Genomic DNA, 14879 nt, shown 5'->3' on the forward strand with positions numbered 1-14879 from the left:
AGAAGGAAATGGTGGAACGTATGAAAAAAGGGTTAAAACAAGGGGTCACGTTGTTGACAACACTATTACTGCTATCAGCTTGTGGGGGAAATTCAAGTAATAAATCAGCAGATAGTACAGAGAATAAAGTTGCAACAGGGCATAAATCAGCGAAAGTCCTAAATTTGATGGAAGCATCGGAAGTAGGATCAATGGATACGATTTTTACGCAAGATGAGCCAAGTGTCAATGCTCAGTCAAATGTTTTTGAAGGATTATATCAATTAGATGAAAAAGACAATGTGATTCCAGCTGTTGCCAAAGAAATGCCGGAAATTTCTGAGGATGGTAAAACCTATAAAATCAAGTTAAGAGAAGATGCAAAATGGTCAAATGGTGATAAAGTAACAGCGAACGATTTTGTGTTTGCATGGAAGAAGATGGCGGATCCTAAAAATCAAGCCAATTACTTCTTCTTGATGGATGGGACGATTCTAAACGGGACAGAGATCGTAAACGAAGAAAAATCAGCAGATGAACTAGGGGTAAAAGCAATAGATGACTATACACTAGAAATCAAAATGGCAAAACCTGTCACGTATTTCACCTCATTACTAGCATTTTCACCTTTCTTCCCACAAAATGAAAAATTTGTGACTGAAAAAGGCAAAGAATATGGGACTTCCAGCGAGAATATCGTCTCAAACGGGCCATTCTTAATGGAAAATTGGGACCAAGCGTCAATGTCATGGGATTTAGTTGCGAATCCAGAATATTATGATGCAGATAAAGTAAAATCAGAAAAAATTCATTTTGAGGTTTTAAAAGAAACAAACACAGTTTTCAACCTTTATGAATCTGGTGAATTGGATGTAGCGATTTTGACAGGAGACTTTGCCAAACAAAATAAAGACAATCCTGATTATGAAGCAATTCAACGTTCAAAAGTCTATTCATTAAGAATGAACCAAAAGAGAAATGATAAACCATCGATTTTCGCAAATGAAAATGTCCGAAAAGCAGTCGCCTATGCCCTTGACAAGAAAAGCTTAGTGGAAAATATCTTAGCAGATGGTTCAAAAGACATTTATGGATACATTCCTAAAGACTTTGTTGCTAATCCTGAAACAGGAGAAGATTTCCGAAAAGAAGCCGGCGATTTAGTAAAAACAGACGAAAAATTAGCCAATGAATACCTAGAAAAAGCGAAAAAAGAATTAAATGGTGATGTAACCATCGAATTACTTTCTAAAGATGGTGATGGTGATAAAAAAGTAGCAGAATTTATTCAAGGACAATTAGAAAAAACGTTACCTGGTCTAAAAATCAATGTTAAAACAGTTCCTCTTAACAATTCCATCGAACTTATGAAAAAAGGGGACTATGAGCTATCTGTCAGCATGTGGGGGCCAGATTATCAAGATCCAATGACCTTCTTAGAAAGCTCAGTCAGCACGAAAAATAAAACAAGCTATCGTAGTGAAAAATATGATCAATTGATTGATGACGCATCAAATAAATACGCTAATGAACCTGAAAAACGTTGGGAAGCGTTGATTGCGGCTGAAAAAGTGTTGATCGAAGAAGACGTTGCCTTGATTCCTTTATATCAACAAGCCAGAGGGCAGCTTGTTCGTCCAGGTGTTGAAGGAATTGAGTATCATAATTTTGGGGCAACGAGCACATACAAAAATGCTTACATCAAAGAATAAATGAGACGAGCTCTAAAACTTGACTAAAAAAATAAAAATCTTCCAATAGAAACACTTGACCTCAAACAAATTTGCTTGTATTATACTACTTGGGCACCTTTAAGAAGGTCAGAAGTTTACAACGAATTCCAGCTCCCTATTCATTTTGAATAGGGAGCTTTTGTTTTTTATGGCTAATAAAAAACAAAGGGATATTGTTTACTCATCTCTACAAATCTATTTTGAGAAAGGGTTTTTTATATTATGACAAAATATATCTTTGTTACAGGCGGCGTAGTTTCTTCGATTGGGAAGGGAATTGTTGCAGCATCTTTAGGACGTTTATTAAAAAATCGCGGCTTGAAAGTAACGATTCAAAAATTTGATCCGTATATCAATGTGGATCCAGGAACAATGAGTCCTTACCAACATGGAGAAGTTTTTGTCACAGATGATGGTGCCGAAACAGACTTGGATTTAGGTCACTATGAACGATTTATTGATATCAATCTAAATAAATATTCAAACGTGACAACAGGGAAAATTTATTCAGAAGTGCTGAGAAAAGAACGTAAAGGTGAATATTTGGGTGCTACTGTTCAAGTTATTCCACATATCACAAATGAAATCAAGGAAAAAATCATGAGAGCCGCAAGCATGACCGATGCAGATATCATTATTACTGAAGTGGGCGGAACAGTCGGTGACATTGAATCTTTACCATTCTTAGAAGCACTGCGCCAAATGAAGGCAGAAGTAGGCAGTGACAATGTCATGTATATCCATACAACATTGATTCCTTATCTAAAAGCTGCTGGTGAAATGAAAACTAAACCCACACAACACAGTGTAAAAGAACTACGTAGTTTAGGGATTCAACCAAATATTTTAGTCATTCGTACAGAATTACCAGTTTCACAAGGAACGAAAAATAAATTAGCGCAATTTTGTGATGTAGCACCAGAAGCTGTAATTGAGTCACGCGATGTAGAAACGCTTTATTCAATTCCTTTGGCCTTACAAGCTCAAAATATGGATCAGATTGTCTGTGATCACTTGAAACTAGATGTACCCGTTGCAGATATGACAGAGTGGCGTGCTTTAGAAGCAAAAGTATTAGGCTTGAAGAAAACAACTAGAATTGCCTTAGTTGGGAAATATGTAGAACTTCCAGATGCGTATCTTTCAGTTGTTGAAGCGTTGAAACATGCCGGTTTTGCATTTGATTCTGACATTGCGATCGACTGGATCGATTCACAAGAATTAACAGAAGCAAATGTTGCGGATGTTTTGAAAGAGGCTGATGGGATCTTAGTTCCAGGCGGATTTGGGGATCGAGGAGTAGAAGGGAAGATCGAAGCAATCCGTTTTGCTCGTGAAAACGATGTGCCGTTCTTAGGAATTTGTTTAGGGATGCAAATGGCTTGTGTCGAATTTGCCCGTAATGTTGTCAAACTAGAAGATGCTGGTTCAGCAGAAAACAATCCAGATGTTCTTAACAATATTATTGATTTGATGGCTGACCAAGAAAATGTTGAAAATCTAGGCGGAACGTTACGTTTAGGGTTATACCCATGTAAACTTAAAAAAGGAAGTGTAACAGCCGCTGCTTATGAAGGGCAAGAAGTGGTTCAAGAACGTCATCGTCATCGTTATGAGTTCAATAACAAATACCGTCAATTATTTGAAGAAAAAGGCTTAGTTTTCTCGGGCGTTTCACCAGACAATCGTTTAGTTGAAATCGTCGAATTACCAGAGAAAAAATTCTTTGTAGCATGTCAATTCCATCCAGAATTGATATCTAGACCGAATAGACCACAACATTTAATCAAAGGATTTGTTGAGGCTGCATTAAACAACCAATAAACAAAAAGAGCTTGGGACATAACTTTTTAAGTTATGTCCCAAGCTCTTTTTCATTTAATTATCAACCAGGAGATGATCGTCGCCTGAATGAATTATTTTGTATAACGGGTGGTGCTGAGGATGATTGTGGTGGTTCACTGCTGGCCGGCTCTTCACTTGGCGTACTTGATGCTGGTGGTTCTGTTGGTGGTGTAGATGAAGCTGGCGGTTCACTAGATTGAGATGCTGGCGGTTCTGTTTGTGATGGAACAGTAGAACTGCTTGTAGTTGCAGGTTCAGAACTGATAGGCGTTTTCCAAGAGGAAGACGTATCAGAACCTGTCGTACTTGAAGGCAATAGTTGCTCTTCATAAGCACCTTTAACATAGAGTTCACTACCAGAGCGAATCACGGTATCTGGCATAGTCCAATCATCATTAGCAACACCTTCTGATAGATAAGTCATCATTTCTCTGTAAACATCAGAAGCAGTGCCCCAGTATTCATAAGGAATAGGCGTTAAACGCTGTTTGTAGCCTGTCCAGACAGAAACTGCATAATGAGGCGTATAACCAACAAACGTGCTGTCAGGCGCAATGCTGGATGATTCAGAGGCACCAATGTTGGCAAGGTCTGCATCCGTATAATTAGCGGTTCCAGTTTTTCCGGCTTGGATCAATCCAGGTACGCCTGCATTGAAGGCTGTACCGCCAGAAATAACATCTTTCAGCATGTCTGTCATCATGTAAGCCGTGGAATCTTTCATCGCACGTTTGCTTTCTGTCTCAATGACATCTTCAGAGCCATCTTGATAGACGACTTTGTTGACGTAATGCGGTTTGTTGTAGACACCCATATTTGCAAAAGCAGCGTAGGCAGCGGCTAATTTTAAGGAAGAAACACCATATTTATTACCGCCTAAATCACTGGTATTACTAGAAATCGCATTAGCGGCAACTATCTCTTTAAACTCGATCCCTAAATCTTTTAAGAAGGCCGCTGATTTGTCACTACCAACAGCATCAAATGTTCGAATCGCTGTTGTATTACGAGAATACATGATTGCTTTACGCATTGTAAGAGCACCGTAATATTGCATATCAGCATTTGTAACAGGAATATTGGTTCCTTCATAGGTAGTCGGTTGATCCATCATGATTCGGCCAGTTGAATAGTTCAAGTTTTCAATAGCAGGCCCATAATCGGCGATTGGTTTCATTGTTGAACCGACATCACGGTCAGTTTCAATCGCTAGATTAGTCCCTAACTGAACATCATCTGGAATATTCCGACCTCCGATTTGAGCTTTGACTTGTCCGGTTTTTACATCAATCACGGTCGAAGCGACTTGGAAATCTTGATCAGGATACTCTACATATGTGTCACTATTGATAATCTCATAAAGACGCTTTTGTGCATTCATGTCGAGATTCGTATGGATATCTAAACCATCTGTATAAACATTTTTGCCCATACTTTCAACTTCAGCAATGACTTCTCTAATATAGTTATCAACGATTTTTCGGTTTTCATTGGATTGTTTCAACGGTTGCAGACCATCGTCGATCGGTGTTGCTTTTGCATCATCGTATTCTTTTTGCGTGATTTTATCGTTTTCTTTCATAGTATATAAAACGACATCACGACGTTCTTTCGCAACGTCTGGTTTTACATATGGATCATAGTCATTTGGCGCTTGCGGCATACCGGCAAGCAAAGCAGTTTGTGGAAGATTAAGTTCAGCTAAAGGTTTTCCAAAATAGGATTGCGCAGCTGTCTCCATACCATATAAGCCGTTGGCCATGTAAACCTTGTTGATGTAATACGTTAAAATTTCTTCTTTTGATTTTTCTTTTTCTAATTCAATCGCAAGCCAAGCTTCTTGAGCTTTTCGTTTAAGGTTTTGATCCTTCTCTTTTGTAGAGAAGTAAGAAAGTTTGATCAATTGCTGTGTCAGCGTACTACCACCTTGTAAACCGCCTGTTTTAAAATTTGAAAAAGCAGAGCCAAGAATTCGAATCGGATCAACACCGCTATGCTTGTAGAAACGCTTATCTTCGACCGATACAACTGCGTCTTTCAACAATTGTGGAACATCAGTTGGTTTGATCATCTCACGTTTTTCCGCACCCAATTCTTCAAAAACTTCATTATTTGCATCATAGAGTTTTGAAGACACAGTGGCGCTTAGCTTATCATCCTCTAATTTAGGGGCGTCTTTTGCATATGACCAGAAAAGGCCTATCCCCGCTATCAGACCTAAGACACCAAGTAAAACCAATCCTAGAAATAGTTTTAAGAGAATTCGTTTCTTCTTAGGTTTTTTACCACCATTAGTAGGTGGTGTATTTTCAGTATTGTTCGTTCCAGAAGGATGTCCGTGCCTGGCTGCACGTGAGCCTATTTCATCAGTTGTCATTAATCGCAACTCCTTTGTTTGATTGAATATGTTGCCGGACTGCATCCAAGTATGGTACTTGAGGTGCAATGCCAATTTGGATTTCTATCCCATTTTTTTCAATAATAGATAAAGGCAACGATTTTTTTCCAGTACTTTCTTGTTCTGACCAATAGGTTACTAAATCTTCCCCGCTAAAAAAGAAACATCTATTCAATGAAGAAAACCACATTAGAACAAAGCAAATTCCTTTTTGCGCCAAACATTGCTGGATATGATCGATCTGGTGTTGGTGAAAGTTTTTTAAAGGGAAAGAAGTTTTATTCTTCGTTTCCTTCGCTTCAAAATCCAGATAATATCCATCATAGACACCATTATAATCGGTAGTGGAGGCTTGTCTAAAGTAAGCTTCCTTGATTACGGCAGCACTGCGGCTTGGATAATCAACTTTGACAATTTGAACGGGAGTAGGCTTTTTATGAATGACCGCAGTATTGCGCGATAAATAAAAAGCATTACTTTTATTGATTTCTTCTTCGAAATCCATCCCTCGTTTACCAAATTGAATTGATTTGCGTTTTTTTACTTGTTTTTTTGATTGTGGTGCTTCATGATTATTATAGTGAGTACCATTAGGATAATGAAAAGCCATTTCTATCACACTCCTAGCCAACATTATAACAAAAAATCTTTATGAAAGAAAAGGAATGTCTATGGAAAACGTAAAAACACTTTATGTGACTGGTTATAAAAGCTTTGAAATCGGGGCTTTTCAAGACAATGACCCTAAAATTATAGTTATTAAAAATGTATTAAAAAAAGAAATTATAGGCTATTTGGACACTGGATTAGAGTGGGTTTTGGTTTCTGGCAACCTTGGTACGGAGATTTGGGCAGCAGAAGTTGTGGCAGAATTGAAAAATGATTACCCAGAATTAAAATTAGGACTGATTTATCCATTTAAAGAATTTGGGAGTAACTGGAATGAAAAAAATCAGGCAAATTTAGTAAAAATTGAACTTTTAGCAGATTTTGTGGATTCTGTCAGTCATCAGCCTTATAAATCTCCAGCGCAATTAAAAATGCATACACGGTTTTTATTAGAACATTCCGGCGCTAGCTTGCTTGTTTATGATAAGGAATATCCTGGTAAGACAGAGTATTTTTTAAAGGATGCAGAACTTTTTTCTGAGAAATTTCCCTATGAAATCCGCCTAATAACAATGGATGATTTACAAAACTCGATGGAATCGTAAGAATCTGTTTGATTTTCTGACGATTTTCCGATACAATAATGCTGTTGAACTATGAACTTTTATCCTAATCAAAGAAAACTAATGAGGTGTAAGTATGGCAAATTTAGTATACAGTCCAAAAGATATTTTACAAAAAGAATTTAAAACAAAAATGCGCGGTTATGATCCAGTTGAAGTTGATGAATTTTTAGATAACGTGATCAAAGATTATGAAGCGTACAACAAAGAGCTTTTAACCTTGCAAGAAGAAAATAATCGCTTACTAGCTAAACTTGATCAAGCATCTAAAGTACAACAAGCGATGCCGACACGTAATGCACAAGAAATGCCGAAAAGTGCTGCTGTCACAAACTTTGATATTCTAAAACGTTTATCTAATTTAGAGCGTGAAGTATTTGGCAAAAAATTAGATGATACTCCTGCTTCAAATCCGATTTCAGGAATGAGCCATTCTAATCCATATGAAAGTAATTTGCATCATAACTCATATGAACGTGAAATTGATAACTCTGAAACACGTCAATTTTAATTTTTCTTAACAACTTTTTTGTAATTTTCGGGTGATCGCGGTTTGAATTTATTCAGGCTGAGGAAAGTCCATGCTCGCACAGACTGAGATGTCTGTAGTGTTCGTGCTTAGCGAAATCATAAGCTAAGGTACTTGATATAGTAAGATGGGTAAGTTTTCGAACAAGCTGATTGTACTATTTAGAGTAACGGCAGGAAAAATGACTAAGGTTTCGGCTATGTCAAAGTACCCTTGAAAGTGCCACAGTGACGAAGCAATTTTGGAAACGAAATTGGTGGAACGCGGTAAACCCCTCGAGCGAGCAACCCAAACAATGGTAGGGGCGCTCTTCTAAAGGAAATGAACGAGTAGAAGAGGCAGAATTATTTCTGCAGATAGATGATGACCGTCGTATGTCTTTCCCTGAGAGGCATTCGATACAGAACATGGCTTACAGAAAATTACAATTATTCAGGATGACCTTCCAACTCTGTTGTGAAGGCTTTTTTTAAAGTAAGAAATCATTTCAGATAGATAATCAAGTCGTTCTTAAATAAGAACAAGGGGAGATATGATGACAAAAGAAAAAACATTCAAGCTTGTTGCAACTGCAGCGAGTGGTTTAGAAGCATTAGTAGGAAAAGAACTTCGTGATTTAGGGATTCCTTGTGAAGTCGAAAATGGAAAAGCCCTATTTGAAGGGACAATGGAAACGATTGCTACAGCTAACTTATGGTTACGTACGGCGGATCGAATCAAGATTATTGTTGGTGAATTCGATGCGTTTAGTTTTGATGAGTTATTTGAAAAAGTCAAAGCTTTACCTTGGGAAGATTATTTGCCAATGGATGCTGAATTTCCTGTGGCTGGTAAATCAATCAAATCTAAATTATATAGTACACCTGACTGCCAATCGATTACTAAAAAAGCAATCGTAAATCGTTTAAGAGAAGTTTATCATCGTCCAGCAACTGTGCCTTTAGCAGAAACGGGCGCATTTTTCCAACTAGAGGTAGCTCTTTTGAAAGATCATGTGACAGTTACTATCGATACAACAGGTCCTAGTTTATTTAAACGAGGCTACCGAATTGAAAAGGGTGGAGCTCCTTTGAAAGAGAACATGGCTGCGGCTTTAGTGATGCTGACAAACTGGCGTAAAGACCGTCCATTCTTTGATCCAGTTTGTGGATCGGGCACGATTTGTATTGAAGCCGCTTTGATCGGTCATAACATTGCACCTGGGTTTAATCGTGAGTTTGTTTGCGAAACGTGGGATTGGTTTGATGCAGCAATTTTTGAAAAGGTTCGGAAAGAAGCAGATGAACAAGCTGATTATGACATCGAATTAGATATTATGGGGTCAGATATCAATGGAAAAATGATTGAAATTGCAAAAGCCAATGCTGAAGAAATTGGGTTAGGCGATTCCATTACCTTCAAGCAACTAGCCTTACATGATTTTACAACAGAAAAAGAGTACGGCGTAATGGTTGCCAATCCGCCTTATGGTGAACGTTTAGGGGAAGAAGAATCTGTTCGGAAACTATATAAAGAGATGGGAGAAGTTTTCCGTCCGCTTAAAACATGGAGTAAATATATTTTGACGAGTGATTTAACCTTTGAACAATATTACGGAGCAAGAGCAACCAAGAAGAGAAAATTGTATAACGGTGCTTTACGGACTGATTTATTCCAATATTGGGGTGAAAGACCTCCAAGAAAACCAAGAGAAGAGTAGGTGAACGGATATGAAAGAACAAGAATTTTTAAATGAAATCAAAGAGATCCAATTATTAACTGAAGCGATCGGTTTATTAGAATGGGATAGCCAAACTGGAATGCCAGAAGCAAGTAGTGATTTCCGTGGAGAAACTGTTGGCTATATTTCCGGAATGGCCTTTGAGCGTAGTGTGGGACCAAAAGTCCAAGAAGCATTAGCTTATTTTGAGGACCATTCTGAAGAATTATCAGAAGTCGGCTTAGCTGTGTACAATAAAGTCAAAGAAGATTATGAACTGAATCATAGTATTCCCGCAGAACGGATGCAAGCGTATAACACCGCTTTGACTAATGCTCATGCCGCTTGGCTAAAAGCGCGGAAAGCAAAAGATTTTGCTGAAATGAAAAATGAAATTCAAACAATCATTGATTTCCTAAAGGAATTTATCCCTTATTGGAAAAAAGATGAAGCCACAAACTATGATGTTTTACTAAATCAATATGAGCCAGGTTTGACTGTTGAAAAATTAGATCAAATTTTTGCTCAAGTAAAAGCTGGAATCTTGGAAATTAGAGCTACCGTTGCTGAAAAAGGAACTGTTCCACGTACTGATTTCTTATCTAGACAAGTAACGAAAGCGCAACAAAGAAGATTTGTATCAGGTGTTGCAGAGCAGTTGGGCTATGATTTTTCACGTGGACGCTTGGATGATACGGTACATCCGTTTATGTTGGCGTTAAATCGCAAAGATGCACGAATTACGACACGTTGGGATGAAACTGACTTTACAATGGCAACTTTTGGTGTGATTCATGAAGCTGGTCATGGTATTTATGAACAAAGCATTGACTCGAAGTATGATTACACACCGCTAGCTACAGGAGCTTCTATGGGAATCCATGAGTCTCAATCGTTATTTAATGAGATTATTATTGGGAGTAATAAGCAATTTTGGCAAAAACAATTTCCATTTTTCAAAGAGTGCACAGAAGGTACCTTTGATGATATTGATTTCGAGACTTTCTACGATTCGTTGAAAGAGACGAAAGCGAGTTTGGTTCGAATCGAGGCAGATAGTCTAACCTATCCTCTGCATATTATTATTCGTTATGAAATTGAAAAGATGATTTTTAATGAGGATGTTTCTGTGGCTGATTTACCACAAATTTGGAATGATAAGTATGAGGAATACCTTGGGATTCGCCCAGAAAACGACTTAGAAGGCATTGTCCAGGATGTTCATTGGTCTGGCGGTAGCTTTGGCTATTTCCCTTCGTATGCTTTAGGTTATATGTATGCAGCGCAACTTCGTCATGCTATGGGACAAGAGATCGATGTAGATACTATTTTAGCTAGTGATGATTATTCAGTGATCAAGAACTGGTTAACAGAGCATATCCATCAATATGGTGCATCAAGAAAACCTAATCAACTGATAATGGATGCAACAGGTGAAGCACTTAATCCGCAATATTTGATCGACTATATGAAATCAATTTATTACAACGTTTATAAAATTACAGAATGATTCAAAGGAACAGAAATGAGGGAGCAGTTATGTTATCAATCAATGAATATCTAAAAGCCGGCGAAACGACTGTCTCCAACTTAGTGATTGAGAATTACCAAAAGATTGGCTTGGCTGATGAAGAGTTTCTATTTTGGCTACAATTGTTTCATTCTCAAGCAAAAGGCGATTTATTTCCAGATCTAGCTGAGATCAGTCGAATCATGGGAAAGCCGATCGATGTTATTTATAAGCTATTAAATCAGCTCGTTTCACGTGGTTTTTTAATTATTCAAACAAAGCAAAATGAGCAAGGGCAAATGATGGATACGTATGATTTGCTGCCAATTTTTGAGAAAATTTCATTGTTAAAACAAAAGCAAATGGTAAAACAGCAAGAACGTTCCTCAGAAGAAACCATCAAACAATTATATCAAGGGTTTGAAAAAGAATTTGGCCGCCAGTTATCGCCAATCGAACTTGAAATGATTGGTCAATGGCTAGAAACAGATCATTACCAACCTGAACTGATTCGATTAGCACTAAGAGAGGCTGTATTGAATCAAGCATACAGCTTAAAGTATATCGATCGTATTTTACTTGCTTGGGAACGTAAAAATATTACAACAAAAGAGCAAGTCGCTGAAGATCAAAAGCGTAGAAAACAGGCGCTGATTCAAAAAGAAATCGAGCAACAAGGCGCTGCAAATGAGCCAATTCCGAAAGTTACTCTCCACAATTGGCTTAATCCAGAAGATAGTGAGTAGGAGGTAGGTAAATGCTGTCCAAAGAAAAAACAATGGAAGCTATTGAAATTATGTATGACATGTTTCCAGACGCAGCCTGTGAACTAACACATAAAAGTCCATTTCAGCTATTGATTGCAGTTATTTTAAGTGCTCAAGCAACTGATGTATCTGTAAATAAGGCAACACCTGCGTTATTTGCAGCTTACCCAACACCTGTTGCGTTAGCGCAAGCTCCAGTAGAGGACATTATTCAAAAAATCAAGACGATTGGGTTGTATCGTAATAAAGCAAAAAATATCAAGGCGTGTGCTGCTCAATTATTGGACCAATTTGACGGGAAAGTACCTGAAACTCGTGAAGAGCTTGTTACCTTGCCTGGTGTTGGGCGTAAGACGGCTAATGTGGTAATGGGGGATGCTTTTGGTGAACCTGCTATCGCAGTTGATACACATGTTGAGCGAGTATCAAAACGTTTACGTATCTGCAAATTAGACGCTAATGTCATGGAAGTTGAACAAACATTGATGCGAAAAATACCGAAGGAACTATGGGTCAAAACCCATCATACGATGATTTTTTTCGGTCGTTATCATTGTCTGGCACGAAATCCAAAATGTGATATTTGCCCACTTCTTTATATGTGCCAAGAAGGCAAGACACGGATGAGCGCGAAATAAAAAAATAAAAGAGTACCGTAAACATTGTTATGTTTTCACGGTACTCTTTTATTTTAGCCAATCCCAATTACAAAGTGGAAGAGTTTATCTGAGTAGGTAAGCTCATCTAAATCCGTTTTGATTGTTTCATTGAGTAGCTTTAATTCATCTGTGACAATACCATCTACACCATAAAACATCATCCGAGTCATCGTATCTTCGTCATTGACCGTCCAAGCATAAACGCTCTTTCCATCATTATGAGCTGCATTAATAAAATTGCGGTTTAAAGTGGTATATTCCATCGTAAAGAAATCAACATTTGAGATTGGCGGGCCTACAATATTGAAGGGAAGAATATAGCCCACGTAGAAATCTGGTTCTTGTTCCTTCAGTTCTGTTGCAGTATTAAAGGTCAACGTATGCAGGATATGTTTTTCTGATAAAATAGTTTTGCGATATTTTTGCGTAAAGCGTTTAACTAGATCGGAACTATCTTGCGGTGTTGTTTTGATTTCAATCAACAGTTTTTGGTTTAATTCTTTTGCTTTTTCAAGATAATCATCAAAGGAACAAACAGCTGCTTCCATCCCATTTTCTTTTGCCGTTAGTTTAGTCAATTCGTTCAAGGTTAATTGATTTGGTCTTTTGTCGACGCCTGTTAGTTTTTTTAAGTTGAAATCATGCATGACAACAAACTGTTTATCTTTGGTTTCTTGGATATCCATCTCAACATAAGTTGGTTTTTCTAAGCTCGTTTTTTCAAGGGCCGGCAAGGTATTTTGAACACCATTGGCTGCATCTACACCTCGATGTGAGATTGTCAAAGGTTCAGTGACTGAAGGGTTGCTCAAGTAATTCGTATTGTATGTTCCAACACCAATTCCAAATAAAGCAGCGGTGAAAGCAAATAGGCCAATTTTAAAAAACGACCATTCTTTTCTTACTTGTTTTGGTTGATCGAAAAACCATTGTGGTAATTCTGGTAGAAACCCCTCGTCATCCATATAATCGATCGTGATATAAAATATTCCAACAGTTGTAAAGATAATATTAAGGAGTAAAATAATTTGTAAAAGAGTCATCGCAACAACGGCGCTAACTAAAGCGTAACTTGGCAAAGCAGTTTCGATGATGGCTTGCACAGTTAGGATCAGTGTATAACTAAGTACAAATACAATAATAATACTGCCGCCAATCACAATAAACTGACCTAAAATTCTAAAGAAATGATGTTTCGTTGAGCGCCAACTTTCTCTGACCGCTTGTCGAAACGGAACATCACGTAAAATCATTTCTGGCAGTGCAAAAATCAAACGAATCGAAAGATAAAAGAAGATCAAGTAACCTAAAACGACTAAGGCAATGATCGTTACGCGGTTAGCAAAGATGAAGTCCATTATAAAGGCTGGAATTTTGATTTTTGCCAATAGATCTGAATTAAAGCCTAAACCGCTTAGTGGTAGAACTAAGAAAAAATAAAATAGGAAAAATAAAAGGGTGCTAAATCGAATCTTTTTAAGTTGAAGCAATGTTCCTTTAAGTAAATTTGTTAAAGAAATCGGTTCTTTTTTCTTGATAAAGAAAATACTTAAAAGTAAAAACGTAAATTCAAAAAAGACAGCTACTACGATCATCAATAAGACGAGCAGCAATGCGACGAGAACCCCAGGATGTTTTGAAAAAATAATTGGAATCGTATCATAAGATAGATAGTCTATTTTTCCTTGCTTTAAAATAAATCGGGTCGAACTAGCCAAAAGAGGGAGCAGTATAAAGATCATAAAGCCATGCATCAACAAAACATCGCGGAAATATGCGGATGTACCAGCAAAAAAGTCTAGCATATTTTTAAAACTATTTTTTAAATATTTCATTATTTATCCACCCTTACAAAATAAAAGAGGATAGGATACAAATGCATCCGATCCTACTAGTTTCTATTATATATTTTAATGCTCTAAAAGCCTAGTAAACCGTTTAAGAATGTACCACCATAAATCAATGCCAAGCTGTATAAGAAAATTGAAACAGGTTTTGCTAAAATAATGATCAAAGTGAATTTCTTCAATGACATTTTAGTTAAACCAGCCATTAAGCAAAGGGCATCATCTGGTGCGATAGGGAGGAAAATCGCCAGTGCGAAAAGTCTTTCAAAACGTTTTTCGTTATCCAGCCAACCGATATATTTATTATAGGTTTTATCACTGACTAAACTTAAAATAAAAGGTTTGCCGTATTGTCGTCCCAATAAGAAAATAATGACAGACCCAATTGCGATTCCTACGTAATTATAGATAAATCCAGCAAATGGACCAAAAATCAATACACCAGCGGCACAACTAATACCACCTGGTATAATTGGAATCACCACTTGAATGATCTGAATCAACATGAACAAGATCGGACCTAAGATCACCGAGTCACCAACTAATCCTCTCAATGCGTCGACGTCTTTAAACACACCTAATCGTATAAAGTAAATCGTCACAGCAATCGTTGCAATAATTCCTACGATTGAAATGCAATTAATAATTTTTCTTGAAAGCGCGATGCTCATGTTTATCATC

At 37.4% G+C, this 14879-nt stretch carries 12 protein-coding genes and 1 other RNA gene; 9 read left to right on the plus strand and 4 right to left on the minus strand.

The genetic code is table 11. From position 1 onward, the window contains the following. Positions 1–20: 20 nt before the first annotated feature. Complete coding sequence (locus tag A5819_RS16855) at positions 21–1691, plus strand: peptide ABC transporter substrate-binding protein (protein ID WP_086281938.1); 1671 nt, start codon at positions 21–23, stop codon at positions 1689–1691. A 243-nt stretch (positions 1692–1934) separates the two neighbouring features. Further along, a complete protein-coding gene (locus A5819_RS16860; protein WP_086281886.1) occupies positions 1935–3536 on the plus strand; it encodes a CTP synthase in 1602 nt (533 codons plus the stop codon). A gap of 61 nt (positions 3537–3597) precedes the next feature. Here A5819_RS16860 and A5819_RS16865 read toward each other — a convergent pair whose 3' ends face one another. After that, positions 3598–5934 (minus strand): PBP1A family penicillin-binding protein, encoded by a 2337-nt coding sequence (locus tag A5819_RS16865; protein ID WP_086281885.1) that lies wholly within the window; start codon positions 5932–5934, stop codon positions 3598–3600. After that, positions 5924–6565: a Holliday junction resolvase RecU gene (gene recU, locus A5819_RS16870; RefSeq protein WP_086281884.1), complete on the minus strand. Its 642-nt coding sequence runs from the start codon at positions 6563–6565 to the stop codon at positions 5924–5926. Before recU ends, A5819_RS16865 begins: the two co-directional genes overlap by 11 nt. 61 nt (positions 6566–6626) lie before the next feature. On the opposite strand from recU, the gene A5819_RS16875 reads away from it, so the two are divergent. The 7 genes from A5819_RS16875 (at position 6627) to nth (ending at position 12330) form a co-directional block, all read left to right on the plus strand. After that, a complete protein-coding gene (locus A5819_RS16875; RefSeq protein ID WP_086281883.1) occupies positions 6627–7169 on the plus strand; it encodes a DUF1273 domain-containing protein in 543 nt (180 codons plus the stop codon). A gap of 94 nt (positions 7170–7263) precedes the next feature. Continuing rightward, positions 7264–7698 (plus strand): cell division regulator GpsB, encoded by a 435-nt coding sequence (gene gpsB / locus A5819_RS16880; RefSeq protein WP_086281882.1) that lies wholly within the window; start codon positions 7264–7266, stop codon positions 7696–7698. A gap of 23 nt (positions 7699–7721) precedes the next feature. Next, positions 7722–8136: RNase P RNA component class B (gene rnpB / locus A5819_RS16885), an RNA gene on the plus strand. 115 nt (positions 8137–8251) lie between these two features. Then, positions 8252–9415: a class I SAM-dependent RNA methyltransferase gene (locus A5819_RS16890; RefSeq protein WP_086281881.1), complete on the plus strand. Its 1164-nt coding sequence runs from the start codon at positions 8252–8254 to the stop codon at positions 9413–9415. A 10-nt stretch (positions 9416–9425) separates the two neighbouring features. Then, entirely contained in the window at positions 9426–10925 is a 1500-nt protein-coding gene (locus tag A5819_RS16895) for a carboxypeptidase M32 (protein WP_086281880.1), read from the plus strand. A gap of 29 nt (positions 10926–10954) precedes the next feature. Then, positions 10955–11671, plus strand: coding sequence for a DnaD domain protein (locus tag A5819_RS16900; protein ID WP_086281879.1), 717 nt, complete (start codon positions 10955–10957; stop codon positions 11669–11671). An 11-nt stretch (positions 11672–11682) separates the two neighbouring features. Further along, positions 11683–12330, plus strand: a complete 648-nt coding sequence (gene nth / locus A5819_RS16905) for an endonuclease III (protein WP_086281878.1) — start codon at positions 11683–11685, stop codon at positions 12328–12330. Between the two features lie 53 nt (positions 12331–12383). Here the strand turns inward: nth and A5819_RS16910 are convergent, their stop codons facing one another. Together A5819_RS16910 and A5819_RS16915 are read right to left on the minus strand one after the other, a co-directional pair. Beyond that, positions 12384–14186 carry a glycerophosphoryl diester phosphodiesterase membrane domain-containing protein gene (locus A5819_RS16910; RefSeq protein WP_086281877.1) on the minus strand — a complete coding sequence of 601 codons (1803 nt, stop codon included), beginning with the start codon at positions 14184–14186 and terminating at the stop codon, positions 12384–12386. A gap of 83 nt (positions 14187–14269) precedes the next feature. Continuing rightward, positions 14270–14869: a TVP38/TMEM64 family protein gene (locus A5819_RS16915; RefSeq protein ID WP_010761544.1), complete on the minus strand. Its 600-nt coding sequence runs from the start codon at positions 14867–14869 to the stop codon at positions 14270–14272. Positions 14870–14879: the final 10 nt, after the last annotated feature.

It is taken from the genome of Enterococcus sp. 7E2_DIV0204, assembly GCF_002140855.1.
GTDB classification, from domain to species: domain Bacteria; phylum Bacillota; class Bacilli; order Lactobacillales; family Enterococcaceae; genus Enterococcus_L; species Enterococcus_L lemimoniae.